This window comes from Amycolatopsis sp. NPDC021455, from assembly GCF_040640995.1.
In the GTDB taxonomy this organism is placed as follows: Bacteria; Actinomycetota; Actinomycetes; order Mycobacteriales; family Pseudonocardiaceae; genus Amycolatopsis.
The window spans coordinates 88,806-114,967 of record NZ_JBFACT010000017.1 but is presented as its reverse complement, the minus strand read 5'-3'; the positions used below and the strand labels follow the sequence as shown (position 1 = coordinate 114,967).

Genomic DNA, 26,162 nt, shown 5'->3' with positions numbered 1-26,162 from the left:
GACCGGTATCGCCCGAGATCTGAGGTTTTTCGCGGTATCGTCCGCGGCCGCGGCGACGACCGTCCGGGTGGTGAGCCCGTCGGGCGCCGGATCTGCTCGGTCCAGCAGCGCGTCCAGCCGGCCCGGAAGTTCCTCTTCCCGCGTCGGCCGGGCCGCTTTTTCGGCATCGAGAAGATCGCGCAATTGTTCGATGCACCGGGCCCGCGTTGGTCCGACGCTGCCCCGCGGCATTCTCAGGGCATCGGCGACCGCACCGTACTCGACGCGGCCGGCGAGCACTGTCAACCGCAGTAGTTCCTGGCACCGTGCCGGGAGCTTGCTGAACGCCCGCCAGACCTGCCGATCGCGCTCCGCGCGCAACACGGCGTCTTCGGGTGCCGGCTCTGCGGAGATCAGGGTTTCCGTCACCTCGTCGGTGAGCGGCATCGGACGCGATCTCGGCTCGGCCGCACGGCGAGACTCGCGCCGGGCGGTCGTGATCAGCCAGGAAGTGAGGGCACGCGGCTCCGTGAACCGGTCGAGATGGTCGAACAACTGCAACCAGACCGTCTGCACGACGTTTTCGGCGGCCGCGCGGTCGAGGTGGTTGCCCCTGGCCACGTGCCAGACAAGCGGCGTCAACTCGTCGATCAGGGCTTGCAATGCCGGGCGGCTGCCGGTGCCGGCGGCCAGGAGGTAGGATCTTTGCCGATCGGTGCCGCTCAGCCGTTCCCACGAGTGGTCGACGCTTTCAGCCTGTCTGTCGACCATCCCTACCACCGATCTCCGTCGTCGGCCACTGATTCTAGAACACCAAACCGGCCATAGCCGGTCGGTTCTCACGCTGGGGATCGGCTACGTGGAGGCACGCGGCGACGCGCCGTCGGCCAGCCGCGGCGAGGCGATCCGGGCATCGTCGAGGACACCTCCGTCGAACAGGTTGTTCGTCAAGGCAGGGCGGCCGTCCGGTTGCGGCAGGTCCGTGGATCAGAGCCGGACCCTGTTGACGATCGAGTTGACCGCTTCCCTCAGTTGCTGGAGCAGGGATTCGAGCGGCGCCGGGAATGCCGGACGGAGGGAGTTCGCGACTCGCGCCAGCCGCGCACCGCTGATTCCCTGGCCGCGCAGCAGGTCCGGCGAACCGAGCTCATCCAGGAGGCAGATGATGAATCCGGCGCCGATGGCGGCCTGCGACGGATCTTCCAGCGTTTTGGTGATCAACGCGAGTGGTTTGTTGGCGTGCCATGCCGACGCTGTCCGAAATACCTGCTGGCGACGACCGAGAATCGTGCGCACCGTGCTGGCTGTCATGATCCCGTCGGTCACCAACTGGCGGAGTGCGACTTCGTAGGCCTGTGTTCCGCTTGTTCTGTACAGCAGCTTGACAGTCGGATTCGCGGTCTGCGCCAGCTGGTTCAGCTGGTCGACCACAAGCCGTTCCAGCGCTGTCTCCGTGGTCGTCGTCCTGGCATGTTCTTCCTCGCGCCGAAGCTGCATCCGACTACCGGTTCGATCGCGTTGGACGACCAACCTGCCCGAGAGGACGAGCTCGGCGAGTTGAGTGGTCAGCAGGCCGCAGGACAGCAATTCGGCGCCGAGCCGGGCGCGCCCCTTGCTGTCGTCGTGGGTCAGCAGCAGAAGAGCGGCGGGCATCGGGCCGAGATCATGGGAATGATCCATCGTGTCCTCTTGTTTCGCGCGGTGCGGCAAATGCCGGCCGCTCTTCTCGAACAGTGCCTCCGGGTGCGGGTTGGGGATCGTAGCGCAAGGCGCACGACCTCCGGGGAGCAGCAGGTCCAAGGTGCGGCTCCGCTCGTTGAGCGGGACGACGATCAGGTCGGTCACCCCGGCGTCCTCATAGCGCTTCACCGCGTCGGTGACGGTGGTGCCGTCTCCGATGACCAGTGTGTCGGCGGGGCTGGCGGGTCCCGCGCGCTGGAGCGAGGCGCGGTAGGCGGGCATCCGGCCGACCGTGGCGAGTTGTCCGGCGAAGCCGGCGCGGGCGCGGTCGGGGTCCGGGCTGAGCAGGGTGACGGCTTGGGCCACGATGCGCGCGCCGGGGCGGTGCGCGGGGCGATGTGCCGGGCGACCATGTCCGGTGTGACCCAGGCGGCGGCCACGCCGTCGGCGAGGTCGTGGGCCGGTTCGAGCATGCGTGGCCCGAGTGCCGACATGAGGAGACTCGAGGCCGGGGCGGTGATGCCGAGCCGGGTGTCGACGGTGAAGAACTCGCCGTCGAAGCGGACGGGCCGGCCGTTCAGCAAGGGGCGCAGCACGGTGAGGTATTCGCGGGTGTGGTGCAGCGGCGAGGTGTAGGCCGGGTTCGCGGCGCGCCGGGTCCGCGCGTTGCCACTCGATCCGCCGCTGAGCATCGACGGGCACATCATCGCCTCGCTGCGGACTCCGCAGGACTGCGGGTCCTCGTTCGTCCGGGCGTTCACCGACATCCCGGCACGAGAGCTGGCGTGACTGCGGCCGGGAACGCGACGACGTCTCTTCGATCCGGCGCACGCTCTCGGAGGAAGCAGTCCTCGACAACTCTCCTCACGGCCGTGTAGCGTTCGCACGGAGTTTCCGTACGCCATACTAAAATGGAGGTGGCCGTGGTCGCGGCGTCTTTTCGGGTCGGTCTGCGGGTCGGTGACGTGGCCGCTGCCGCGCGGTTCTACCGGGGGTTCGGGTTCGATGAGGTCGGCAGCGTGCCGGAGCCCGGTGGCCGGCCGGTGATGACGATCCTGCGGCGGGGTGAGGTGCAGCTGATCGTCGATGCCCTGGTGGGTATGCCGTTTCCCGACAGCGAACGGGAACGGCGGATCCAGGCCGGGCCTCGGGGGCTCGGCGTGGCGATCGGCCTCGGCGTGGACGACCTCGCGGCGAGCTACGAGTACTGCCGCGGCGCCGGCTGCACGATCACCTCGGAGCCGGCGGACGAGGCGTGGGGTGACCGCGTGTTCGAGTGCCTCGATCCGTTCGGTTACCAGTGGGAGTTCTCCCAGCCCATCGAGGACTGGCAACCCGCTGCCGGCTTGGAAGCCGCGCAGGCCGCCTGGTTCGGCACCCCGTGACCTCGCCGGAGGTGCGGATGAGCCCGGTCGGGTGGGTGGCCGGGCAAGCTCGGCTGTACGAGGAATCGGGTGGCACCAGGGGGACCACGATCAGCGGTGCGCCGTGCCTGCTCCTGGACTATCGGGGCCGGCGCAGCGGCCAGTGGCGTCGCACCGTGCTGATCTACCGCCGATCCGGCGAATCGTTCCTGGTCGTCGCCTCCAACGGCGGCGCCGACAACCATCCACTGTGGTACCGCGGCATCCAGGAGAACCCTGATGTGCGGGTGCGGGTCGGCATCCACCGGTTCGCCGCCCGCGCCCGGGTCCTGTCCCGCGAGGAGAAAGCGGACGTGTGGACCAGCCTGGTGGACGTGTTCGCCCCCTACGCGACCTATCAGCGCAAGACTTCCCGCGACATCCCGGTGGTGAGGCTGCACCCGGCGGAGGGGCGGGCGAGCGAATAGCGCGGCAGGCCGGCGGTTTGCCGCTCAGCCGCCGAGAGCCGCGGCGCGGAACTCTCTGGGCGAGACGCCGAACTCGGCGCGGAACAGCTTGCTGAAGTGGCTTGCTTCGGCGATTCCCCACTCGGCGGCGAGGCTGGCGACCGGCCGCCGGGCCAGGGCGGGGTCGGCCAGCTGCGCGCGGATGCGGTTACATGGTGAAGGCGGGGCCGCCGGCGGACCTGTCGGAGGCGCTGGCGGTGCCGCTGCCCGGCTTGATGATCTGCGAACTGCTCGGTGTGCCGTACGGCGACCGCGACCGGTTCCGGGATTGGGTCGGCGCGTGGATGTCGGTCACCGCGCTGACCCCGGAGCAGCGCGGCGAGCACCTCGGCCGGCTCGCCGCCTACCTGGCCGACCTCGCGGCCCAGCGCCGCCGGAACCCGACCGACGACCTGCTCGGCGCGCTGGTGGTCGCCTCGGACGAGGGCGACCGGCTCACCGAGGACGAGGTGGTCCAGCTGACCATGGTCATCCTCGCCGCCGGCTACGAGTCCACCGCCAGCCAGATCGTCAACTTCACCTACGCCCTGCTGACCCATCCCGACCAGCTGGACCTTCTGCGGTATCGACCCGACCTGATGCCCGGCGCTGTCGAGGAGCTGACGCGCTGGGTTCCGCTGCTCGCGGTGGCCGACGTCCTGCCGCGGTACGCGGTGGCGGACGTCGAGCTCAGCGGCGGCACGGTCCGGGCGGGCGAGCCGGTGCTGCTGGCCAAGCACGCCGCCAACCGCGACCGGCGCCGGTACCCCGACCCCCACCGGCTCGACATCACCCGCGACGCCCGAGGCCAGCTCGGCTTCGGGCACGGCGCCCACCACTGCCTCGGCTCCCCACTGGCCAGAATGGACATTCAGACCGCACTCACCGCTCTGCTGAGCCGCTTTCCGGATCTCCGGCTTGCGGTTCCGGAGGCCGAACTGGTCTGGAAGAGCGGGATGGCGGTCCGCGCCCCCGTCGCACTACCCCTCGCTTGGTGACCGGTGTGTGGGCGGAGACGGCCCGGACATCATCCTGCCTCCGGGCGACCACGTGGATGCTCTAGAGCCGCAGCTCGGCTGCCGCGCGGACCAGGTTGAGGCCGCACTCGCACCACGCCGTGATCGTCCGGCGCAGGGCCGGCCAGCCGGGTTGTGCGCGGAAGCCGCCGAGGACGGCGCGGACGAACCTGACCCGCGTGTGCCCCGGCGGCCGCGACCGCGGGGACTCAGGTGGTCCAGGTTGTTGCTCAGGCGCGGATCGGCCAGCAGGCGCTTGTACCGCGGTCCGTGGCGTCGAGGTCGACGATCTCATCGGGTACCCGGCGGGTCACCACGCGATCGGCATCCGCTGGGCGCCGCGCACCGGCATTTCGATCTTCCACTCGATCTCCCCGGCGATGTGCAGGCCGGGCAGCTTCCCGAGCAGCGCCCGCAGTCCTTCCTGCAGCTCGACCCTCGCCAACGGCGCGCCGAGGCAGTGGTGCACGCCGTGCCCGAAGCCGAGGTGCTGGTTCTCCTCCCGGTCGAAGCGCAGCTCGTCGGGATCGGGGAACTGCCGGGGATCCCGGTCGGCGGCCGCGAAGTCGACCACGACGGGTTCTCCCGCGCGCACCAGTACCCCGCCCACTTCGATGTCTTCGGTGGCGTAGCGCGGGAAGCCGGGTCCGTAGCTCAGCGGCGTGAACCGCATCAGCTCCTCGACGGCGGTGGGCACCAGGTCGAGATCGGCCCGCAGCTCGGCCAGCCGCTCGGGGTGCGCCTGCAGCACGACGAGGAAGTTGGGGATGTGCGAGGCGGTGGTTTCGTGCCCGGCGACCAGCAGCCCGAGGCACATGTCGGTCAGTTCGAGCTCGGAGAGCCGGTCGTGCTCGTCACGGGCCTCGATCAACGCGGTCATCAGGTCGTCGGCGGGCGCCGCGCGGCGGGCGGCGACGAGCCCGCTCATGTACTCCCGGAACCCTTCCCGGTTGACCGCGAACTGTTCCGCCGTGGTCTTGTTGGTGGACAGGAACGCGTCGCTCCACGCCCGGAACTTCGGCCGGTCGGCCACCGGCACCCCGATCAGCTCGCAGATCACCGCGACCGGCAGCGACAACGCGAAGTGCTCCACCAGATCGACCGGCTTGCCCCGGGCCACCATCGCGTCCACGAGTTCTTCGGCCAGTTCCCGGATCCGCGGCCGCAGCTGCGTCACCCGGCGCACGGTGAACGCCTTGGCCACCAGCTTGCGCAGCCGGGTGTGGTCGGGCGGATCCTGCACGATGATCCCGGCATCGAGCTTGACGGGCCCCATTCGCGGCACGTCGGCCTCGACGGCCATGGCACGGCTGAACCGCCGGTCGCCCACGACGAGCCGGACGTCGTCGTAGCGGACGGCCAGCCACGCGGGCTCACCGTAGGGCAGCTGGATCCGGATCATTCCGGGGGTTTCGCGTGCCTTCGCGTAGGCGGGGTCGATGTCCAGCCCCGCCGCCGCGCCGAACGGATAGGTGACGGGCTCGAGATGCGTCATACCGCTCACCCTTCGGGTGTATCGGGAGAACCTGGCCCGGAAAACCGCTGATCGGCGCAAGTCCGCCTCGCCAGAAGGCGATCGAAGTGTTCGGCTACAGCGTGGTGTTGCGGCCGTGGCGTCCCGGTATCGGCTGCGGCACCGCACGCCACCGCGTACCGGGCCGATGCCTCGATAACCGGCGACGTCGCCCGGCCGCGGCGGCTGCACGGTCCCCGGCGGACCAGGTCTCCGCGGGCACGTTCTCCGGCGCGTCGGCGAAGTCGACGTCCCAACGCCTGCCGGTCACCGGACGACGGTCTTGTCCAGCTGGTTCTGGACGCGCTGGGCATCTTCGGTGCGGTGCTGAGCGCGGAAGAGCTGCAATGCGTGTCGCCACGCGGTGCGGGCGCGAGCTTCGTCGCCGGCGGCGGCGTGGGCCTGGCCGATGCTGTCGAGGGTGTTGGCTTCCTGGTAGGAGTCTCCGAGCTCCCGGCGGAGGGCGAGCGACTGCTCGTAGTACCCGATGGCGCTCGCCGCCTCTCCCTTGCGGTGGTGGATGTAGCCGAGGTTGTCGAGGGCGTGCCCTTCGCCGTCGCGGTAGTGGTGCTTGCGGTGCAGTTCGAGCGCGGTCCGGCAGTGCTCGAGTGCGTTTTCGTGATCGCCGAGCCGGGCGGTGAGCCAGCCGAGGTTGTTGAGGGAATGCGCTTCGCGGATCTCGTCCCCCAGTTCGCGGAAGAGGGCGAGGGTGTCCGTCATGTGCCCGAGGGCTTTGTGGTCGTCGCCGCGCTGGGTCCAGAGCTGGGCGAGCGTGCCGTGGATGGCCGCCTGTTCCGGGCGGTCGGCGTGGGATTCGGCGAGGGTGAGGGCGCGGTAGACGTGGTCGAGTGCTTCGTCGAGCCGGTTGAGCCTGCCGAGCACCCGGCCCAGGTAGCGATGGGCTTGCGTCTCGGCCGCCGGATCGGCCAGTTGCCGGGTGGCGGTGAGCCCGGCCTGCCAGACGGTGAGCTCGTCGTGGAGGAGGCCGCGCCGGTAGTGGTAGGTGTTCATCGCCCAGGCGAGTTGCCAGACGACGTCGTGGTGGCCGTGCGCGGCGGCGGCCTGCTGGGCGCCGAGCAGGCACGGGTGTTCCTCGTCGAACCAGGCCGCGGCGGATTCGTCGTCCGGCAGCCGCGGGAACCGGCAGCCGGGGACCGCGGGCGCGGGGGTGAGGTGCCGGCGTTGGGGCGACAGGAGCTTCTCGGCGGCGCAGGCGGTGTGCAGGAAGTAGCCGAGGACCCGGCGCAGCGCCTCGCGGGCAGCGGGCTCTTCCGCGGTTTCGGCCGCGTACTGGCGGATGAGGTCGTGCATCCGGTACCGGCCGCCGGACTCCCGCGTGAGCAAGGAGGCCTGTTCGAGGGCGTCGAGGATATCCGCGGTCTCGCCGGGCGACCGGCCCAGGACGTTGGCTGCCGCGTGCAGGCTGACATGGGGTGCGGGCGCCGTGCCGATGAGGGCGAACGCGTGCGCGATGTCGCCGGGGAGTGCTTGGCGGGACCACGAGAGGACCGTGGGAAGACTGGCGATCGGGTCCTCGTCGCCGAGCGCACTCGTCCCCTTTTCCCGCAGTTCGGCGACGAGGACGGTGAGCGGCCGTTCGGGATGGACGGTCGCGTGGCCGGCGACGATGCTCAACGCCAGGGGGTAACCGCCGCACAGCCGCACGAGGTCCGTCACGGCGTCCGGTTCGGCGGTGATCCGGGCCGGGCCGAGCCGGTCGGTGAGAAGGGCACGCGCTTCGGCGTCGAGGAGCACGTCGAGCGCCAGGTGGCGGGCGCCGTAGCCGGTGATCAGTCCGGGCAGACGGTTGCGGCTGGTGACCACGACGAGACTCGAACCGTCGCCGGGCAGCAAGGGCGTGACCTGGCTGGTGTCGACGGCGTTGTCCAGGACGACCAGCATTCGCTTGCCGGCGACCAGACTCCGGAACAGCGCGGCCTGGGCGTGCGGGAGGCCGGGTACCCGGGCGGGTTCGACGCCGAGAGCTTCGAGGAAGCCGCGGATGGCCACCTCCGGGCTCATCGGCGTGCCTTCGTGCCCGAACCCGCGCAGATCGACGAAGAGCTGCCCGTCGGGGAAGCGGTGAGCGTGCCGGTGCGCCCAGTGCAGCGCCAGCGAGGTCTTGCCGATGCCACCGGCCCCGGAGACGGCCGAGATCACCACGGTCGCGGCGGCGGTGTCCCGCAGGAATTCGCCGAGGCGGTCCAGTTCGGTGTCCCGTCCGACGAACGGCGCCGGCGTCAGGGGCAGCTGCCGGGGGACGGGTGTGCCGCCAGGTCCGGCCGTCACCGTGCTCAGCGTGGGATCCGCCTCGAGGATCCGTCGGTGCAGGTCTTGGAGCGCGGCGCCGGGATCGGCGCCCACTTCGTTCGCCAGGTGACTGCGAACAGTCCGGTAGTGCGCCAGCGCGTCGGCCGGCCGTCCGGCGCGGTACAGCGCGAGCAGGTACTGACCGGCCACTCGTTCGTCCAGGGGGTCCTGCGCGGCTCGCGTGGCCAGCCAGGCAGTGAGCTCCCGGCCTTCGCCGAGTTCCAGCCGGGCGTCGGCGAGGTCGTGTTCGGCGGCGAGCCGCTCCGCACGCAGTTCTTCGCGCGTGGCTTCCACCCAGCTGCCGGCGAGCCCGGTGAGTGCCTCGCCGCGCCACAGCTCCAGAGCTTCGGTGAGCAGCGCCGTCGCGTGTTCGTGTCCCGCTGAGCGGGCACGGGTGCACAGGTCACGGAACCGGGCGACGTCCACGTCCATGCCGTCGGCCTGCAGTGAGTACCCACCCGAGCGCCTGATGATGTCCGTCTGCCCGGCAACCGCGAGCGCATGCCGCAAGCGGGAGATGTAGCTGTGCAGCGTGCCGCGCGCCCGGTCCGGCGCGTCCGGTCCCCACACGCGCGTGATCAGCCGTTCCGCGGGGATCAGCCGGCCGGCCTCCACGGCCAGGGCCGCCAGGACGCACCGCTGCTTGGCCGGGCCGAGGTCGATCGGCCTGCCGTCCAGGTGCGCGGTGACATCACCCAGCAGTCCGAGCCGCAGCACGGTGTTCCGCCCCCTGCCTCGCGTCCCGATCCGGACAGGAGTCCTGTCGACCGGCGAATTGCAGAAACCCACAAGAAAGGTACACGAGGATCTGTCCGAGTTGACCGCCATGGAGAAGGGACGGCCGGCCGCGGCCGGTTGTCGTTCTTCGTGACGAGCGGAACCCGATCGCCGTCGAGCACCGGCTGTGCCTACGTTCCACGAGGGGATATCGACCATGCGAAACCGACTGTCGAGAGCGAATCGCCGGGTGGTGCCGCGGGCGCGGATCGTGCCCGGTCGCCGAAGAATGACGGTGGTGGCCGCGGCCGCGGCCGCGTTCGCCGTGTGCGGAGGGCTGGTCGCTCCGGCGACGGCGGACGCGGTCGCCGGTGGTGAACCGGTGCCGGCGGACTCGGACCGGTTCGCGGCGCGGATCACCAGCGAGGGCCACGCCTGCGGCGGCGCGCTGATCGATCCGCAGTGGATCGTCACGGCGGCGTCCTGCCTGCCGTCGGGCGTGGACACGGCGTCGGTCGCCGTCGGCGCCGAGAGCCGGCACATCGCGCAGGTGGTGCCCCGGACCGACCGCGACCTGGCCCTGGTCGAGCTGACCTACCCGATCGACGGCGTCGCGCCGGTGCGGGTCGGGACCGTGGCGCCCTCGGCCGGTGAGACGCTGAAGGCCGAGGGCTTCGGGCGGACGACGACGGAATGGGTGCCCGACCGGCTCGCGTCGTCGCCGGTCACCGTGGGGACGTCCTCGGCCACGACGGTCACGCTGGCGAACGCGGCGGGCAACGACCTCTGCCGCGGCGACGCGGGCGGCCCGGTGCTGCGCCAGGCCGGCGGCCAAGCCGAACTCGCCGGGATCGCGGTCACCGGGTGGCAGCACGGGTGCCTCGACAGCGCCGAGACCCGGCAGGGCACCACCGCCGTCCGGGTGGACGACATCGCCGGCTGGATCGGCGAGCAGGTCAAGCCGAAGGTGCTGCGCCTGGTGAACCGGGCGACGCAGCGGTGCCTCGCGGTCGAAGGGGCGCGGAACGTGAACGACGCTCCCGCCTTCCAGTTCGACTGCCCGCCCGCGTACGAAGACCAGTCGTGGGAGGTGGAACCGGTCGCCGGAGGCGGGGTGCTGGTGCGGAACCACGCCACGAAGCGGTGCTTGATCGTCCATGCGGGCGGCAACGTGAACGGCTCGCCCGCGGTCCAGTTCGGCTGCGCGCCGCAGTTCGCCGACCAGCTCTGGGACCTGAACCCGGTCAAGGGCGGGTTTCAGCTCCGCAACCGCGGCACCGGCCGCTGCCTGGCGGTCGAGGGCGCCGACAACGTCAACGCCGCTCGCGCGTTCCAGTTCGACTGCCCGCCCGCCTACGACGATCAGGTCTGGGACCTGACCGGCGTTCCGGAGACGACGCAGGTGCGCAATCGCGGCACCCAGCGTTGCCTCGCCGTTCAGGAAGCGAACAACGTGAACGACGCCCCGGCCTTCCAGTTCGACTGCCCGCCCGCGTATCCGGACCAGGCGTGGGAGATCGAGCCGCACGCGGGCGGCGGGTTCCTGGTGCGCAACCACGCGACCAAACGCTGTCTCATCGTGCACGCGGGCGACAGCGCGGCGCTCGCGGTCCAGTTCGACTGCATGCCGCAGTTCGCCGACCAGCTCTGGGACCTGACCCCGGTCAAGGGCGGGGTCCAGCTCCGCAACCGCGGCACCGGCCGCTGCCTGGCGCTCGCCGGGGACAACGTCAACGGCAACCGGCCGGCGCAGGCGGACTGTGCCACGGCCGGCGACAACCAGACCTGGGACGTCGTCCGGTTCCCCGCGGGGACCACGGGAGCGCAGAGCGGGCCGGCCCGGACCGCGGCCGACGGGCAGCCCTCGCTGGTCGAGGACTTCGGCTACCCCGGAGCGGACCGGATCTTCGCCGATACCGGCGTCAAGCTGATCTCGGGCGACGGCCACATCCTGTTCGCCGACTGCGCCACCCCGCGCACCGGTGACATCGGCCTGCTGCAGGTGCACTCGTCGGAGTCCGTCGGCACGAAGCACGACGGCGTGGTCTGCTTCAAGATCACGGCGTCGAGCGGCACGGTGCAGGTGAAGATCCCCGCCGTGTTCGAGATCCGCGGCGACGGCTACGTCCCCGGGGCCGGCCACAAAGTCAAGGCCAAGCTCACCACGGACGCCGGCACTCAGTCCACTGTGGACGTCAATCCCAGCGGCAGCACCCAGGTCGGCCAGGGCACCGGCCCGGGCGCGGCGCCCACGACGCTGCTGCAGCTGACCGCCGGCTCGTGAACCGCGAAGGAGGGAACACCATGTTTTCGGCAAGACGATTGCTGGTAGCCGTGCTCGGCGTGTGCCTGACGGCGGCGGCAGCGGAGGTGCCGGCCGCGCATGCGGACACTCCGCCGCCCGGCGCGGCGGCCTCGCCGCGAGCCACGGTGCTGATGCTGTGGCAGACGGGCGGTCCGCGGGTGAAGGCGGGCGCGGAACGGGCACTGGCCGGGACGGACGCCGCGGTGGCGGACTTCCTCGCGCACGGCCTGGACGCGGCCGCGCGGATCGACCGGCGGATCGCGGTCAACCGGGTCATTTCCTCCGGTGGCCCGGCGGTCGGGGCGGCGGCGCAGAGCGCGCTCGACGCGGCCGATCCCGGCGCGCTGGCCGGGTTCCTGGAGAACGGGTGGCAGGGCCCGTCGGAACAGGACGAGCGGCTCCAGGTCAACCAGGTGATCGCGGCCGGCGGCCCGCTCGAGCGTGCGGCGGGCCAGAAGGCGCTGGACGACGGGTCCGCCGAGGCGTTGCGCAAGTTCCTGCAGGACGGCTGGGTGAACCCGTGGATGCTCGACACCCGGATCCGGATCAACCAGCTGATGGCCGGTGGCGGCAACGCGGTCAAGGCGGCGGCACAGGTCGCGCTCGACGCCGGCACGCCCGATGCCTACGCGCGGTTCCTCAACACCGAACTGGCGGTCGCCCAGGCACGTGACCAGGAGACGGCGAGCGTCGCACAACTGGCCGCGGTGGCCAAGGACGCCGGGGCCGTGGCGGCGCAACAGACCCAGGCGGCCAAGGACGCGGCCCAGCGCGCGGTCGTCGAGGCCGAAATGGCGCGGCAGGCCGCGGAGGCTTCCGCGAGGGCGACGGAAAGCGCCCAGAACAACGCCAACGACGCCGCGGCGGCGGCCAACCGGGCGGCCGACGCCGCCAACCACGCCGCCGACGCGGCCCGGGTGGCGATCGGTGCGGCGAACGCCGCCGGCACCGCGGCCCGGGGTGCGGCGTCGGCCGCCGCCCGGGCGGCGAACGCCGCGTCGCTCGCCGGCGGAGCGGCGTCACGAGCCCAGCAGGCCGCCGCCGCGGCGGCGGGCGACGCCGGCAAGGCCGCCGCCGCACGGCAGGCCGCGCAGGCCGCACGGGACGTCGCCACGGGGGCCGGCCAGGCCGCCGACGCCGCCAACGCGGCCGGTCAGGCGGCGCAGCAGGCGTACAACGCGGCGGGGGCCGCCCGCGACGCGAGCGGCCACGCGTCGGCGGCCGCGAAGGCGGCGACCGACTCCGTGACATTCGCCAAGCGGGCCGGTGCGGACGCCGGCGCCGCCGAGGCCGCCGCGAGGCAGGCACGCGCGCAGGCCGTCCGGGCCGACTCGGCGGCCAACGCCGCCCAGGCCTTCGCCCAGGTCGCCGCCAACGCGGCGTTCGCGTCGAGGGACGCGGCGCAACGGGCGGCGGCCGATGCGGTCGCGGCCGCGGCGGCGGCCGACGACGCCGCCGAACACGCCGGGCACGCCGCCGACGCGGCGAAGGAGGCGACCGAGCACGCGAACGCCGCCTCGGCGGCCGCTCAGCGTGCGACCGACGCCGCGGCACAGGCCCAGCAGATCCACGCCGCCGCGGCGCGGGCGGAAGCCGCCCGCATCGCGACCAACGTCGGCCAGGCCGACGACGCCGCGATCGCGGCCAAGGCCGGCGCCGATCAGCTGCACTTCGACGCGGCGTGGGACGCGCCGCAGGACACCAAGCGGGACGCCGAGAGCACCCGCCTGATCGCCGAGGCGAACACCGCCGGCACCGCGCCGGCGGTGGTCGTCGCCGACGCACGCAAGGTGGCCCTCCGGCTGGCCACGTCGGGCGGCCCGTGGAGCAGATCGGCGGCGTTGGCCACGTTGGCCGCCACGGACGCCGAGGCCGTGGCGTACGTGCGCGACGGCGTGAACATCGCGGCGGCGCAGGACGACCGCGAGACGCTGCAGACCGTCGGCGACAACGGCACCGACGGACTCCGGGCCGCCATCGACAACGTGACCATGGGGCCGGACGCGGGAGTGCACGCCTTCCTGCTGAACCCGGCGTACCCGGACCGCGCCAAGGACGAGCGGATCCAGACCAACCAGATCATGGCGGCCGGCGGTCCGGCGGTGAAGGCGGAGGGGCAGAAGGCGCTGGACGCCGGCACCGACGCGGCACTGCACGACTTCGTCATGACCAAGCAGTACACCGCCGCGGCCAACGACGACCGGCTGGTCGCCAACCAGCTGATCGCGGATCCGAACACCGGCCCGGAGACGAAGGGCATGGCGCAGGCCGCGTTGGACGGCCCCGCCGGGTACCTGCACCAGTTCGTCCAGGTCGGCCAGTACCTCTCGATCCGCCACGACAAGGAGGCCGCCGACCACGAAGCCGAGGTGCTGGGCCATCTCCAGCAGGCGGCGAGCGCCGCGGCCACGGCGACCGCGGACGCCGACACCGCTCAGCAGGTTGCCGCGATCGCCCGGAACGCGGCCGACCAGGCGGCGCAGTGGGCCCAGCAGGCCAAGGACGCGGCCAAGCAGGCCGCGGACTATGCCGCCCAGGCCCACGAGTCGGCGGTGAAGGCGGAGCAGTCGGCCAAGGACGCGCAGGCATCGGCCACCGCGGCCCGGCAGGCCGCTCAGCGAGCGGAGCAGTCCGCCAAGCAGGCACAGCACTTCGCGGTGCGGGCCAACGTGTCCGCGAACCAGGCGTATGGCTTCGCCAACCGGGCGGTGGCGGCCTGGCACTCGGCCTACGACTCGGCGGTCGCGGCGGGCAAGGACACGATCGCGGCGATCGACGCCGCCAACGCGGCCCGCGACGTGGCGGTGCAGAAGGTCAATGACGAGCGGTCGAAGCAGGCTTCGGACATGTCCCAGGCGTGCGAAGCCAACAAGGAAGTCGGCGGGCAGAAGGCGTATGCGGACTGCCTGCGGTTCGCCGGTGAGGACCCCGAACACCGTTTACAGCACATCTACAGCCGCGGCATGTTCTGCGCGACCTTGAACGGCCCGGGGAAGTATCTGGACAACTGCGCCGCCGACGCGCTGTCGCCGACGTTCATGACCGATCAGTTCCTGTCCCAGGTCAACACCGTGTCGCAGATCGTCACCGCGGTCGCCGGCGGTGAGCTGATCTTCGAAGCCGCGCTGACGTGCCTTGGACTCGGCGAACTCTGTGGCGGCGCCGCGGACGCGGCGATCCTGCCGTGGGGCGCACTGACCGAGCAACTCTCCGAGCTGGCCGCCACCACGTGGCAGAAGATCGGCGTGCTGGCCCTGATCAACGGACCCGAGCTGGCGTTCTGGGGCGAAGGCTGGGATCAGTGGCGGGAGGTGCTCCTCGATCAGACGAAGGAGGCGCTCGTCGCGGAGGAGGCGGGCAAGTTCGCCGGGATGGGCGAGGCGGACCGGTTGCAGCGGCTGGGCATGGACCCCAACCTCGGCGGCGCTTTCCAGCAGCACCAGCAGGATCTCGCCGTCGCGATCCAGAACCAGTTCGGAGTCAAGCTGTTCCGCTGGCCGCTGCGTTCCGGACCGGCCTGGGTCGGCGCCGACGGCATGACGTACAGCGTGCTGGGGCCGTTCGACCCGAACACCTTCAACGCGCAGAACATCGCCGAGCAGGTACGCCAGGCGATCAACACCCACCAGGGCAGCAAGGCGAACTACGTACTCGTCGACACCGTCGGGCTGCGCGCCGACCAGATCACCCAGCTGAAGGACCTCGTCCGGCGCTACGAGCCGTACGCCTTCTTCCTGAGCTGACCCCGGTCGGCAAGGCGAGCGCTCGCGCGTGGCGCGGGCGCTCGCCGCCTGGTTGCTGTACGAACGCCTCGGTTCGACAGCCGTTCAGCGGCGTTCTCGCCTGGGGACTGTGAGATTTCAGCCACCCGACGTCCATTCACCGAACTTCGGCAGGTCCGCCACCGCCGGGGCTTCCGGGCCGACCCTGGACGTGAAGAAGGCCACGTCTACCTGCGTAAACGTGGCCGATCCGGTCGGGCTGACAGGATTTGAACCTGCGACCCCTTGACCCCCAGTCAAGTGCGCTACCAAACTGCGCCACAGCCCGGACCCGCACTCCCTGAGTGCGTGGAAGTACTTTAGCGTGCCCTCCGAACGGCCCTGCAACCAGGGTCCCCAGTGCACTTGACCTGCGCAAACACCGCCAGGGAAGATCAAGCCGGGTTGGCTGCGTGCGTCAGGGTCTGCCATGCCACGAACAGGCCGTTCGTGCCCGCCGGGCGTTGGCGCTCCGTCAGGGTCTGGGTGTTCGCCATTGCCGTGCCCAGGCGCGTGTGCAGGGCGTTGAAGCCCACCTCCGTCACCGGGCCGAGGCCGAGGTTCAGCTTTCCCGAGCACAGCCACGTCGGGACCGCCGTGCCCAGCTGGTACTTCGACTGGAAGCCCAGTGCCTGGCGCAGGCGTGTGCCGACGTCCGTCGTGTACACGTCCTGGCCCTGGATGTGCAGCGTCTCCGCCACGTCGGCTATCGCCGCTATGCCGTAGCCCGTGTGGGTGAAGTCGCGGCAGGTTTCCTGCGTCAGGCCGTCCGCGAATGTCGATTGGCCCTGCCAGTACTTCACGATCTGGTCGCGGGTCGACAGGCCGCTGCCGGGGACCGTCTTCGGGAGGGGGCCGTCCGAGGACAAATACACGTACGCCGCGACGCGGTTGCGGTACCTCGTGACCGCCTTGTCGAAGCTCGTCCGGTCCTCCAGGAACACCGAGATGCCGATCGCGGCCTCCATCATGGACAGTTCCCAGTTTCCGTTGCTGTTGCTGCCGTTGATCACCTTGCTCAAGTAGACATTGCGCAGCATCGTGGCGAACCGCCCGGAGTTCGGCCAGCTCGGGTACGTGTACTTGATGATTTCCGCCGCGCGCGGCCATGACGAGCCCGCCCAGCCTGTCTGCAACGGCGCGTTGCTGTTGGTGTGGCTCGTGATCGTCGCCGACCACGCGTCCATCAGGGCGATCGCCTTCTGTGCGTAACGCGCGTCGCCGGAGAGGTACCAGATCAGTGCGTCCGTGTACGCCGCCAGTGCGTCTTCGCGCTCGTCGGTGCAGCCGTAGTTCGGATTCGAATACGAGCCGCATTCGACCACCGCACGCGGTTTCGGTGTCCGGGAAAGTGAGGCGTAGGAACTCGCCAGGGCTTGGTCGTACGCCGCTTTCCAGGGCTGGGCGCCGGCCTTCACCTTGGCCTTGACGAAGTCCAGCTGGGGGCGGCTGACCAGCACGCCGGGGTGGGTGAACGTCGCCGGGGCCGCGGGGGCCGGTGGGGCGATCAGGCTCAACACCAACGCCGCGACGAGCGTGAAGGCCTTGCGAAAGGGGGACATGGCTCTCCTCGAGACGACGGTGTCCGGGGGACGCGCTGCCCTCAGTGTCATGGTCCAGACCACTATTGGTCAAGGGTCGAAGAAAGGGTTCAGCCCGCTGAACAAAAGCCGTTCAGCGGGCTGAACAAACTCACCCGAGTCCGCTGCTGACTGCGTTCATCAGGACGCCGGTGTCACCCGACATCTCCCACGCCATCACGCCGAGCAGGCCGCGCGACTTGAGCCACGTCGTCTTCAGCCCGATCGACCACGCGTCGTCGAACGTCCACCACTGGCCGCCGTTGCCCGTGTAGCACGACGTCGCCACCGCGGCCGTGTCGTGGTGGACCGTGCAGCCCGGCACGCTCGCCACCAGGTTCGCGTAGCCCCGGGTGCCCGCCTCCTCGGCGAACTGGCCCGGCGCCGCGCCGGTCGCCGGCTGCCACTCGCCGCTCTTGCCGCCGTCGGCGACGCCTTGCCAGCCTCGGCCGTAGAACGCCAGGCCGAGCGTCAGCCGCCGGGGGTCGACGCCCCCGTTCGTGTACGCGTTGATCGCCGCTTCGGCGCTGAAGTGGAACGGATACGGGTCGTCCGCGTCGGCGTACAGGTTGCCCTGGTGGCCCGTGCGGTTCGGCTCCCACGAGTTGTCGCTGCCCGCGCCGTGGAAGTCGTAACCCTGCACGTTCGCGACGTCCAGGGAACCGAACACCTTGGCCAGGTCCCAGCCGGACGCGACCTTGGCCGGGTCCGCGGGCGTGAACGCGTGCAACTGGTACCGCTTTCCGGTCGTCACGCCGTACGCGTCGAGCTGCGTGCGGAACTCGGCCAGCAGTGCCGTGAGGTTGTTCTTGTCGCCTCCGCTCCAGTGGTTGCCCGGGTGGCCGTCGGCGCTGGCCGGCCACTCCCAGTCGAGGTCGATGCCGTCGAAGATCCCCGCCGCGGTGCCCGGACCGCCCGCGCCACCGTACGGTGCGATGTTGCCCTTGAGCCACGTGTCGATGCACGACGAGACGAACTTCTTGCGCGACGCGTCCGTGGCCGCGACGTCGGAGAAGTACTTCGAATACGTCCAGCCGCCCAGCGACACCAGCACTTTCAGGTTCGGGTGCTTCGCCTTGAGCTTCTTGAGCTGGTTGAAGTTGCCGCGCAACGGCTCCCAGCCCGTGTCGGCCACGCCGTCGACGGACTGCGCCGCCGCGAACGGCCGCGAGTAGTCGGCCTCGGCGTCACCCGCGCCGTCGCCCTGGTTCGGGTCCTGGGGGTTGGCCGTGGTGCCCTTCGTGACGCCGGACAGGCACGTCAGGTTCACCGGATCGATGTTCTCGAACGCGTACAGCAGATGTGTCAGCTTCGCCGCCGCGCCCGAAGTCTCCAGGTTCTTCACGAAGTACTGGCGCCCGTAGATTCCCCACTGCACGAAGTACCCGACCTTCGCGTACCCGGACACGATGTCGCCGGTCCTCGCCACCACCGCGTTGCTCGGCGCCGACAGGTTGTCGTACCCATCGCGGGCCCGCACCGTGAACGTGTACGAAGTGGACGGTGCGAGCCCGGTCACCACCGCCGACGTCGTGGTCACCGTCGTGGCCAGCACGGAACCTCGGTATACGTCGTAGCCGACCACGCCGGTGTTGTCGCTCGACGCGGTCCAGGTCAAAGAGACGCTGCCCGAATCCGCGGCCGTCGAGCGGAGGGCACCGGGCGCCGACGGCGGCTGCGTGTCGTCGGCCGGGTTGTTCGTCGTGACGGCCAAAGCGGCGCTCGCCGGGGAGGTGTTCCCCTTGGCGTCCCTGGCCTTCACCGTGAACGAATACGTGGTGCCCGGAGCGAGTCCACTGATCGTGGCGCTCGTCCCGCTCACCGACGTGGCCGGCGAAGTTCCTTGGTAGACGTCGTACCCGGTCACCGGCAGCGAACCGGCGGCGGACGCGGTCCAGGCCAGCACCACCGTCTTCGTCGTCTTCGCGACCAGTCGCAGGTTCGCCGGCGCGCCCGGTGGCGTGTCCGGTGAACCGTCGCAGTTGGCGTTGTCGATCCGGCACTGCGCCGGCGTCGCGGCCGCGCTGAGCCGGAAGGTCGGGCTGTACGGGTAGGTGCTGCGCCCCGGCGCCAGCGTCGCGATGTAGTACGCCGGGGTCAGCGTGACCTGGGTGCCGTTCTGGCTCACGGTGCCGTTTTCGCCGGTGCTCGCCGTGACGCCGGCGGGCAGCGTGAAGGTGATCGTCCAGTTGCTCACCGACGCCGTGCCGCCGTTGGTGACCGTGTACGTGCCGGTGGTGCCGGTCATCGCCAGGGTGGCGGTCAGCGAACCGGCCGCGGCGGCCGGAGGCGCCAGGCCGCCGATCGCGATCAGTGCGACGGCGAGCGCGGAGCGTAGTCGGGTGCGGGTGCGTCTCATGGCGGTTCTCCAAGCGACGGGATCCGGTGTGGTCTAGACCACACTGAATGTAACCCGCGGCGGGGAGAACCGCGTCCGGCCGAACAGCGGAAACCGTTGTCCGGATGGCGGGTTAACGTCCCGCGAACGTGGCTTTCCCCGGCCCGTCGGCCAGGAACGACTTCACGGCGTTGCGGAGGTCCTCGGTCTCGAACAGCGAAGCCGCGATCGTGGTGATGTGCGCGTTCGCTTCGGGGACGCCGCCGGCGGAGTAGTGGTCGAGGACGCGCTTGGTCGCCGCGTGGGCGCGCGTCGGCCCCTCGGCCAGCCGCCCGGCGAACTCGCGCGCGGCCGCGTCGAAGCCCTCGTCGGGCAGCACGCGGTTGACGACGTTCCAGCGCTCCAGCGTAGCCGCGTCGTAGGTGTCGCCGGTCATCACGAACTCCTTGGCGCGCCCGACGCCCGCCCGCGCGGCGAGCCGCTGGGTGCCGCCCATGGTCGGCGTGAGCCCGACGACCTTCTCGACCAGCCCGAACTTCGCCCGCGAGGCGGCGAGGATGATGTCGCAGGCGACGGCGACCTCGAACGCCCAGGTCAGGCACAGGCCGTGCGCGGCGAACACGGTCGGGAACGGCAGTGCCGCGATCCGGTCCGGCACCGCCAGCATCTCGTCGAACAGCCCTTTCGCCTCGGCGGCCGAGCCCTGGGCGTCGAACAGCGAGACGTCCACGCCGCCGCTGACGATCTTGCCCTCGGCCCGGACGAGCAGCGCCCGCGCGGGTTCCGCCTCCAGTGCGCCGATCGCCGAAGAGAGCGACGACTGCAGCGAAGCCGTGTAGAGGTTCAGCGGCGGGGCGTCGATGGTCAGGACGGCGAGCCCGCCATCACGGTCGAGGCGGACTTGCTCGGTCATGCTCACCCTGCTTCTTCGGCTTCGACGATGTCGTCCCAATACTGCTGGGCCTCCGGACGCCAGTCGACGTGTTTGTGATGGAACAGTTCCGCTGCCTTCGTCCCGCTCCACTTCGCCGGGAGAAGCTCGGCGGGCAGCTGCGGGTCGAGGAAGGGGAACCGGCGCCACTCGTGCACCAGCTCCGTCTGCGCCCGCAGCACCGCGCGGCCGCCGGTGGGGTGCAGGCCGGTGAACCGGTCGATGAAGTCTTCGTAGCGGTCCTTCAGCTCGCTCAGGTCCCACGACCGCGCGACCATGGACTCCTGCTCGCCGACCTCGCCGTACGCGGCCGTGAACGACATCGCCTGCGCGTCCAGGCCGAGCTCGTTGACGATCTGCTGGGCCTCGCGCTGGCGGGACAGGTCCGGGCTCACCCACACGCCCGCCACGGGCGAGCCGAAGCCCGCCCAGGTCAGGCGCGTGCGAAGCCGGTGCCGGAGATCGCGCTTGGCCTCCGGGACGGAGACGATCAGCATCAGCCACTGCCCGTTCCAGCGGCGTTCCTCGCGGCCGAAGGCGTAGATCCGGTCGGCGCCCTCGGTCAGCAGGCGCCGCCCGGGCGGGGTCAGCGACCAGCGCACGCGGCGCCCGACGCGCTCGGACACCACCCAGCCCTCGGCGGCGGAGCGGGCCAGCGCCTGCCGGGCCGACTTCTCCTCGATGTCGAGGATGCCCAGCACCTCGACGAGCATCGACGTCCAGACCGGCTTGTCCCGCGGCAGCGCGTACTCGCCGAGTACGGTCATCAGCAGCGACCGCGCGCTGGCGTGGCTGACCTCGCGGCGCCGGCTGACCGTGGGCCGGGGCGCGGATGGGCGGCCTTCCCTCGGTTTCGGCCTGCGGCCGAGGGTGACCGGGGGAGCGGGTTCGCCCATGCTGTTCACCGACCTCACTGCGCTGGGGGACTGACAACCGAACAGGGTACCCACACTGAGTGATCAAAGCGCCACGGGACACACACGGCCGGTGGCTTTGACCTTGATCTGACACTTCACCACGGGGTCGTAGACTCGGCTACCTCATGAGCGCAACTCTCGTCGCGAAGGACCTGGCCGCGGGCCACGGTGACCGCATCCTCTTTTCCGGGCTCGATCTGGTGGTCGCGCCCGGCGACGTCGTCGGCCTGGTCGGGGTGAACGGCGCCGGCAAGTCGACGCTCCTGCGGACCCTGGCCGGGCTCGCGAAGCCGGACGGCGGCGAGATCCGGCTGAACCCGCCGACCGCGACCGTCGGGCACCTGCCGCAGGAGCCGGAGCGGCGGGAGGGTGAGTCGGTGCGGGCGTTCCTGGCCCGGCGCACCGGCGTGTCGGCGGCGCAGGCGGACCTCGACGCGGCGACTTCGGCCCTCACCGCCGGCGCGGCGGGCGCGGACGACCAGTACGCGGCGGCGCTGGACCGATGGCTGGCCCTCGGCGGCGCCGACCTCGACGACCGGGCCGCCGAGGTCGCCGCCGACCTGGGGCTCGCGGTCGACCTGGACCAGCCGATGACGTCGTTGTCGGGCGGCCAGGCGGCGCGGGCGGGGCTGGCGTCGCTGTTGCTGAGCCGGTACGACGTGTTCCTGCTGGACGAGCCGACCAACGACCTCGACCTGGACGGGCTGGCCCGGCTGGAGCGGTTCGTCTCCGGACTGCGGGCGGCGACCGTGCTGGTCAGCCACGACCGCGAGTTCCTGGCTCGCACGGTGGACCGGGTCGTCGAGCTGGACCTGGCGCAGCAGCAGGTGAACGTCTACGGCGGCGGGTACGAGGCGTACCTGGAGGAGCGTGAGGTCGCGCGGCGGCACGCGCGGGAGGAGTACGAGGAGTACGCCGACACGAAGGCCGCGCTGGAGGCGCGGGGGCGGATGCAGCGGGCGTGGATGGAGAAGGGCGTCAAGAACGCCCGCCGGAAGCAGCCCGACAACGACAAGGCCGCGCGGAAGTTCCGGTCGGAGGCGACGGAGAAGCAGGCGTCGAAGGCGCGGCAGACCGACCGGATGATCGAGCGGCTGGAGGTCGTGGAGGAGCCGCGCAAGGAGTGGGAGCTGCGGATGGAGATCGCCGCGGCCCCGCGTGCGGGCGCGGTGGTCGCGACCCTGCGCGGCGCGGTCGTCCGGCGTGGTGGTTTCACGCTCGGGCCGGTCGACCTGCAGATCGACTGGGCGGACAAGGTCGCCATCACCGGCGCGAACGGCTCGGGCAAGTCGACGCTGCTGGCCGCGCTGCTGGGCCGGGTTCCGCTCGACGGCGGTTCCTCCGCGCTCGGGCCGGGAGTGGTGGTCGGCGAGGTCGACCAGGCGCGGCGGTTGTTCCTGGGTGACGTCCCGCTCGCGGAGGCGTTCGCGCGGGAGGTGCCGGAGTTCGCCGACGCCGAGGTGCGGACGTTGCTGGCGAAGTTCGGGTTGAAGGCCGCGCACGTGCTGCGGTCGGCGGCGACGCTGTCGCCGGGGGAGCGGACGCGGGCGGCGCTGGCGTTGCTGCAGGCGCGCGGGGTGAACCTGCTGGTGCTGGACGAGCCGACCAACCACCTCGACCTGCCCGCGATCGAGCAGCTCGAGGCGGCGCTGGACAAGTACCCGGGGACGCTGCTGCTGGTCACCCATGACCGCCGCATGCTCGACGCTGTCCATGTGACGCGCCGGCTGGAGGTCGACGCCGGCAAGGTCCGCGAGCTGTGACTACCGGGCTTCCGGTTGTGGCAGGTTGGGTGAGCCGTGCTCTCGTTTGGGAGCGGTGTGCTTGAGGGTGTTGCGAGCGGTGCTCTCGGTTCTGAACGGTGCTCGCGCTGGGAGTGAGCGGTGCTCTCGAAGTGGAACACTCCGGGTGGTTTGGGGTGAGCGGCGCTCTCGATGCTGGGCGCTGTCGAGAGATGAACGTGAGCAGCGCTCTTGGGGCGGAGCGCTGTTCGCGGCAGGCCGTGAGCAGCGCTCTCGAATCGGAACACTGCCCGGGGCGCGCAATGACCAGCGTGGCCGGCGCTCTTGAATCAGGGCACTGCTCTCCGCTCCGGGGAGAGCAGCGCTCTTGCATGTGAGCGCCGTCCTGAAACGCGAGTGATCACTGCTCTCGCGTGCGAGCGGTGATCACCCCTTGGTCGCCCCGCCGGTCAGGCCCTTCACGAACTGCTTCTGCAACGCCAGGTAAAAGATCAGCACCGGCAGCGTCGCCAGGAACATCAGCGCGAACACGCTCCCGAGGTCCGCCTGGTACTGGCCGATCGAGCGGTAGATGCCGGTCGTGATCGTCGTGCCCTGGCTGGGGCCCAGGATGATCAGCGGGTCGATGAAGTCGTTCCAGATCCACACGCCGAGGAAGATCAGCACCGAGGCCGTCGCCGGGCGGAGCAATGGGAACACCACCCGCCAGAACACCTGCATCCGGCTCGCGCCGTCGAGGCGGGCCGCCTCCTCCAGCTCCACCGGGACGCCGCGGATGAACCCCGTGAACACGAACACCCCGAACGGCACGTAGTACCCGACGTTGAACAGGACCAGGCCCTGCAGCGTGGCCATCAGGTGCGTGACGCGCAGGACGTCGGTGATCGGGATGAGGATCACCTGCGGCGGGATCATCAAGCCGGCCAGGAGGATCAGCGTCAGCACCTTCGTCCACCGCTTGCCCGAACGCGCCAGGTAGTGGCCCAGCATCGCCGACAGCACCGTCAGCACCAGGATCGACAGCACCGTCACGACAACGCTGTTGGTCAAGCTCACCCAGAACAGCCCGTCCGGCCGGGTCAGCACCGCGTGGATGTTGGCCAGCGTCGGCGGCGACGGCAGCGCCGCCGGCTCCTTCGCGATCAGGTCGCCGCGCTTGACCACGTTGGCCAGGACCAGGTACAGCGGCACGAAGAACACCGCACTGACCAGCACCGCGACCGACGGCCGCAGCCAGGAGCGGGTCACAGGTCCACCTCCCGGCGGCGCAGGAAGTTGAGCACCACGGTCGTCACCACCGCGACGATCACCAGCATCAGCACGGCCATCGCCGACGCGTAGCCGACGTGATTGGAGTCGAAGCCAGTCTGCAGCACGTCGAACGCGATCGTCGCCGTGGCGCCGGATCCCGGGCCCCCGTTGGTGATCACCTTGACGTAGTCATAGGTCTTGAACGCCGAGATCAGCAGCACGACCGTGTTGATCGTCAGTGACGGCGCCAGCAGCGGCCAGGTCACCGCGCGGAACCGGCGCAACGGCCCGGCGCCGTCGATCTCGGCCGCCTCCAGCAGCTCCGACGGCACACCCTGCAGCCCGGCGAGGTAGACCACGACGCAGAACCCGAGCATCTGCCAGCACACGATCGACGCCACCGAGTACAGCGCGACGTCCGGATCGGACAGCCAGCCCGGCGGGTGCTCGACACCCAGGGCACGCAACAGATTGTTCAGCGGCCCCTGGTCGTCGAGCAGCCGCGACCACACGATCGAGACGACCACCGAGCTCAAGATCACCGGTGTGAAGAACACGCTGCGCAAAGCGTTGTACAGCCAGCCTTTCCGGTCCAGCAGCAGCGCGACGCCCAGGCCGAGGACGTTGGGCACGATCACCACGATCAGCGTCAGGATCGTGGTGACCTTCAGCGCGGTGAGGAACTGCTCGTCGCTGAACAGCAGCTTGTAGTTGTCCAGGCCGACGAACTTCACCGGCGGGTTGAACGGGTTGTAGTTCGTGAGGCTGTAACCGAAACTGATCAGGATCGGCGCCATCACGAAGCACAGGTAGACGAGCACCCCCGGCGCGCCGAACGACGCGAAGTGCGCCACCCGCGGCAGGATCGGCTTGCGCCGCCTGCCGCGTTCGAAAGCCTGGCGCGGGCGGGGAGGAGCGGGCGGGGAGACGACGGCGGCCAAGTGCGTCAGCCCGCCTTCGCCCACTCGGTGTCCAGGAACGCGCACGCGTCGGCCACGGACTTGCGGCCGGTGATGACGTCCTGGGCGGCCTGGTCGACCTTGTCCTTCATGCCGGGCAGCAGCCCGTCGTCGGCGGTCTCCCAGCGGAACGCGTGCACCACGGCGTTCTGCTGGACGGCCTGGGTGTACAACTCGTAGCCGGCCTTGAAGGTCGCCCCGACGCCCGCCGGCGGCGTGTAGCCCTTGATCGCCGGGAACAGGCCGTCGGCCTTCACCGAGGCGTCCAGCTGGTCCTTGTCCAGCTGGAACCCGAGCGCGAACTTCCGCGCGGCGTCGAGGTTCGCGGCCTTGGCGTTGACGATCATGCCGCCGCCGGTGTAGGCGGGGACGACGAGCTTGCCGTCCTCGGTGGGGAAGTTGAACACGCCCACCTCGAAGTCGTGCTTCTTCGAGTCGGCGTTGGCGGCGAACCAGTTGCCCATCGGGTACATCGCGCTCTTGCCGTCGAGGAACGCCTGCTCGGTCGCCGCGTAGTCGCGCGACACGCTGGTCTTGTCGACGTACCCCTTCGCCGCGAGGTCGGCGAGCTTCGAAAACGCGTGCTGGAAAGCGGGATCGGCGAACTTGACCTTGTCCTGGCGGCGCTGGGTCAGCCAGTCCGGCATCGTGTTGTAGACCTCGGTGCTGACCAGGCCGGAGAGGATCATCGACGACGGGAAGCCGTCCTTGCCGCCGCCGATGGTGAACGGCGAATAGCCCTTGTCCTTGAGCTTGCCCGCGTCGGTGACGAGCTCGTCCCACGTCTTCGGCGGCGCCGCGATGCCCGCGTCGGCGAACATCTTCTTGTTGTAGTAGATCGGCGGGATCGTCTGGGTGTTCGCGGGCAGCTGGTAGTACTTGCCGTTGACCGGGTTGGCCTGCGGGAACTGGAAGTCCTTGAGCTCGTCGGGCGTCCAGGCGTAGAGGTTGCCGGCCTCGGCGAAGCCCGCCGAGTCGACGGCGATCATCACGTCCGGGAACTGGCCCGACTGCAAGAGCTGCTTCGCGTACGACGTCCGCCCGTCGGCGGTCGGCGCGACGAGCTTCTTGACCTTGATCCCCGGGTTCTTGTCGGTGACGCGCTTGATCGCGGCGTCCCAGTAGGCCGGGGTGAGGTTCGGGGTTTCGAACGTCAGGAAGGTGATCTGCCTGTCGGCGGCAGTGCCGCCGGTGTTCGACCCGACCGAGCACGCGCTCACCGCCAGGAGCGCCGCTGCGCCCAGCGCCAGGGACCTTCTCATGTCCAGCCACCTTCCTCGACCCACCATATGTGATGTATGACGCATCTGATCG

Annotated in this window: 18 protein-coding genes, 1 tRNA gene and 1 pseudogene; 6 read left to right on the top strand and 14 right to left on the bottom strand. The window is 70.6% G+C overall.

Annotated features, from left to right (window positions below):
• Positions 1 to 150: 150 nt before the first annotated feature.
• The 3 genes and pseudogenes from AB0G28_RS21555 to AB0G28_RS21545 form a co-directional block, all read right to left on the bottom strand.
• A pseudogene (locus AB0G28_RS21555) lies at positions 151 to 750 on the bottom strand (sigma-70 family RNA polymerase sigma factor); the annotation flags it as partial.
• A gap of 216 nt (positions 751 to 966) precedes the next feature.
• Positions 967 to 1,941, bottom strand: a complete 975-nt coding sequence (locus tag AB0G28_RS21550) for a GPP34 family phosphoprotein (RefSeq protein ID WP_361091435.1) — start codon at positions 1,939 to 1,941, stop codon at positions 967 to 969.
• Positions 1,845 to 2,426, bottom strand: coding sequence for an LLM class flavin-dependent oxidoreductase (locus tag AB0G28_RS21545; RefSeq protein ID WP_361091432.1), 582 nt, complete (start codon positions 2,424 to 2,426; stop codon positions 1,845 to 1,847). The genes AB0G28_RS21550 and AB0G28_RS21545 overlap by 97 nt, the downstream gene beginning before the upstream one ends.
• 144 nt (positions 2,427 to 2,570) lie before the next feature.
• On the opposite strand from AB0G28_RS21545, the gene AB0G28_RS21540 reads away from it, so the two are divergent.
• Both AB0G28_RS21540 and AB0G28_RS21535 read left to right on the top strand, forming a co-directional pair.
• Positions 2,571 to 3,044, top strand: a complete 474-nt coding sequence (locus tag AB0G28_RS21540; RefSeq protein WP_361091429.1) for a VOC family protein — start codon at positions 2,571 to 2,573, stop codon at positions 3,042 to 3,044.
• Positions 3,045 to 3,061: 17 nt separating this feature from the next.
• Complete coding sequence (locus AB0G28_RS21535; protein WP_361091426.1) at positions 3,062 to 3,490, top strand: nitroreductase family deazaflavin-dependent oxidoreductase; 429 nt, start codon at positions 3,062 to 3,064, stop codon at positions 3,488 to 3,490.
• Between the two features lie 24 nt (positions 3,491 to 3,514).
• Here the strand turns inward: AB0G28_RS21535 and AB0G28_RS21530 are convergent, their stop codons facing one another.
• A complete protein-coding gene (locus tag AB0G28_RS21530; protein ID WP_361091507.1) occupies positions 3,515 to 3,673 on the bottom strand; it encodes a helix-turn-helix domain-containing protein in 159 nt (52 codons plus the stop codon).
• Between the two features lie 8 nt (positions 3,674 to 3,681).
• On the opposite strand from AB0G28_RS21530, the gene AB0G28_RS21525 reads away from it, so the two are divergent.
• Positions 3,682 to 4,506 carry a cytochrome P450 gene (locus AB0G28_RS21525; protein ID WP_361091423.1) on the top strand — a complete coding sequence of 275 codons (825 nt, stop codon included), beginning with the start codon at positions 3,682 to 3,684 and terminating at the stop codon, positions 4,504 to 4,506.
• A gap of 328 nt (positions 4,507 to 4,834) precedes the next feature.
• On the opposite strand, the gene AB0G28_RS21520 is transcribed toward AB0G28_RS21525, so the two are convergent.
• Both AB0G28_RS21520 and AB0G28_RS21515 read right to left on the bottom strand, forming a co-directional pair.
• Positions 4,835 to 6,019, bottom strand: a complete 1,185-nt coding sequence (locus AB0G28_RS21520) for a cytochrome P450 (protein ID WP_361091420.1) — start codon at positions 6,017 to 6,019, stop codon at positions 4,835 to 4,837.
• A gap of 285 nt (positions 6,020 to 6,304) precedes the next feature.
• Positions 6,305 to 9,064: a BTAD domain-containing putative transcriptional regulator gene (locus AB0G28_RS21515; RefSeq protein ID WP_361091417.1), complete on the bottom strand. Its 2,760-nt coding sequence runs from the start codon at positions 9,062 to 9,064 to the stop codon at positions 6,305 to 6,307.
• 289 nt (positions 9,065 to 9,353) lie between these two features.
• On the opposite strand from AB0G28_RS21515, the gene AB0G28_RS21510 reads away from it, so the two are divergent.
• Positions 9,354 to 11,348, top strand: a complete 1,995-nt coding sequence (locus AB0G28_RS21510) for an RICIN domain-containing protein (protein ID WP_361091414.1) — start codon at positions 9,354 to 9,356, stop codon at positions 11,346 to 11,348.
• A gap of 20 nt (positions 11,349 to 11,368) precedes the next feature.
• Positions 11,369 to 15,112, top strand: a complete 3,744-nt coding sequence (locus tag AB0G28_RS21505; protein WP_361091411.1) for a hypothetical protein — start codon at positions 11,369 to 11,371, stop codon at positions 15,110 to 15,112.
• Between the two features lie 233 nt (positions 15,113 to 15,345).
• Here AB0G28_RS21505 and AB0G28_RS21500 read toward each other — a convergent pair.
• The 5 genes from AB0G28_RS21500 to AB0G28_RS21480 form a co-directional block, all read right to left on the bottom strand.
• Positions 15,346 to 15,419, bottom strand: a tRNA-Pro gene (locus tag AB0G28_RS21500).
• Between the two features lie 106 nt (positions 15,420 to 15,525).
• Positions 15,526 to 16,692, bottom strand: coding sequence for an alginate lyase family protein (locus AB0G28_RS21495; protein WP_361091408.1), 1,167 nt, complete (start codon positions 16,690 to 16,692; stop codon positions 15,526 to 15,528).
• A 130-nt stretch (positions 16,693 to 16,822) separates the two neighbouring features.
• The gene (locus tag AB0G28_RS21490) at positions 16,823 to 19,069 is read right to left on the bottom strand and encodes a glycosyl hydrolase family 18 protein (RefSeq protein WP_361091405.1); all 2,247 of its coding nucleotides are present in this window, start codon (positions 19,067 to 19,069) and stop codon (positions 16,823 to 16,825) included.
• Positions 19,070 to 19,181: 112 nt separating this feature from the next.
• Positions 19,182 to 19,961: an enoyl-CoA hydratase/isomerase family protein gene (locus AB0G28_RS21485; protein ID WP_361091402.1), complete on the bottom strand. Its 780-nt coding sequence runs from the start codon at positions 19,959 to 19,961 to the stop codon at positions 19,182 to 19,184.
• Positions 19,962 to 19,963: 2 nt separating this feature from the next.
• The gene (locus AB0G28_RS21480; RefSeq protein WP_361091399.1) at positions 19,964 to 20,875 is read right to left on the bottom strand and encodes a PaaX family transcriptional regulator C-terminal domain-containing protein; all 912 of its coding nucleotides are present in this window, start codon (positions 20,873 to 20,875) and stop codon (positions 19,964 to 19,966) included.
• A gap of 146 nt (positions 20,876 to 21,021) precedes the next feature.
• On the opposite strand from AB0G28_RS21480, the gene AB0G28_RS21475 reads away from it, so the two are divergent.
• Positions 21,022 to 22,659 (top strand): ABC-F family ATP-binding cassette domain-containing protein, encoded by a 1,638-nt coding sequence (locus AB0G28_RS21475; protein ID WP_361091396.1) that lies wholly within the window; start codon positions 21,022 to 21,024, stop codon positions 22,657 to 22,659.
• A gap of 405 nt (positions 22,660 to 23,064) precedes the next feature.
• Here the strand turns inward: AB0G28_RS21475 and AB0G28_RS21470 are convergent, their stop codons facing one another.
• Genes AB0G28_RS21470 through AB0G28_RS21460 form a run of 3 tightly spaced genes read right to left on the bottom strand, consistent with a single transcriptional unit; the run spans position 23,065 to position 26,110 of the window.
• Positions 23,065 to 23,886, bottom strand: coding sequence for a carbohydrate ABC transporter permease (locus AB0G28_RS21470; RefSeq protein WP_361091393.1), 822 nt, complete (start codon positions 23,884 to 23,886; stop codon positions 23,065 to 23,067).
• Positions 23,883 to 24,854, bottom strand: coding sequence for a sugar ABC transporter permease (locus tag AB0G28_RS21465; RefSeq protein WP_361091390.1), 972 nt, complete (start codon positions 24,852 to 24,854; stop codon positions 23,883 to 23,885). The genes AB0G28_RS21470 and AB0G28_RS21465 overlap by 4 nt, the downstream gene beginning before the upstream one ends.
• Positions 24,836 to 26,110 carry an extracellular solute-binding protein gene (locus tag AB0G28_RS21460; protein WP_361091384.1) on the bottom strand — a complete coding sequence of 425 codons (1,275 nt, stop codon included), beginning with the start codon at positions 26,108 to 26,110 and terminating at the stop codon, positions 24,836 to 24,838. Before AB0G28_RS21460 ends, AB0G28_RS21465 begins: the two co-directional genes overlap by 19 nt.
• Between the last annotated feature and the right edge of the window lie 52 nt (positions 26,111 to 26,162).

Coding starts and splice junctions, on each gene's coding strand:
- AB0G28_RS21495 (WP_361091408.1), bottom strand. CDS start 16,692: ATGTCCCCCTTTCGCAAGGCCTTCACGCTCGTCGCGGCGTTGGTGTTG.
- AB0G28_RS21520 (WP_361091420.1), bottom strand. CDS start 6,019: ATGACGCATCTCGAGCCCGTCACCTATCCGTTCGGCGCGGCGGCGGGG.
- AB0G28_RS21460 (WP_361091384.1), bottom strand. CDS start 26,110: ATGAGAAGGTCCCTGGCGCTGGGCGCAGCGGCGCTCCTGGCGGTGAGC.
- AB0G28_RS21505 (WP_361091411.1), top strand. CDS start 11,369: ATGTTTTCGGCAAGACGATTGCTGGTAGCCGTGCTCGGCGTGTGCCTG.
- AB0G28_RS21485 (WP_361091402.1), bottom strand. CDS start 19,961: ATGACCGAGCAAGTCCGCCTCGACCGTGATGGCGGGCTCGCCGTCCTG.
- AB0G28_RS21525 (WP_361091423.1), top strand. CDS start 3,682: ATGGTGAAGGCGGGGCCGCCGGCGGACCTGTCGGAGGCGCTGGCGGTG.
- AB0G28_RS21550 (WP_361091435.1), bottom strand. CDS start 1,941: ATGCCCGCCTACCGCGCCTCGCTCCAGCGCGCGGGACCCGCCAGCCCC.
- AB0G28_RS21475 (WP_361091396.1), top strand. CDS start 21,022: ATGAGCGCAACTCTCGTCGCGAAGGACCTGGCCGCGGGCCACGGTGAC.
- AB0G28_RS21490 (WP_361091405.1), bottom strand. CDS start 19,069: ATGAGACGCACCCGCACCCGACTACGCTCCGCGCTCGCCGTCGCACTG.
- AB0G28_RS21535 (WP_361091426.1), top strand. CDS start 3,062: ATGAGCCCGGTCGGGTGGGTGGCCGGGCAAGCTCGGCTGTACGAGGAA.
- AB0G28_RS21480 (WP_361091399.1), bottom strand. CDS start 20,875: ATGGGCGAACCCGCTCCCCCGGTCACCCTCGGCCGCAGGCCGAAACCG.
- AB0G28_RS21510 (WP_361091414.1), top strand. CDS start 9,354: ATGACGGTGGTGGCCGCGGCCGCGGCCGCGTTCGCCGTGTGCGGAGGG.
- AB0G28_RS21540 (WP_361091429.1), top strand. CDS start 2,571: ATGGAGGTGGCCGTGGTCGCGGCGTCTTTTCGGGTCGGTCTGCGGGTC.
- AB0G28_RS21545 (WP_361091432.1), bottom strand. CDS start 2,426: ATGTCGGTGAACGCCCGGACGAACGAGGACCCGCAGTCCTGCGGAGTC.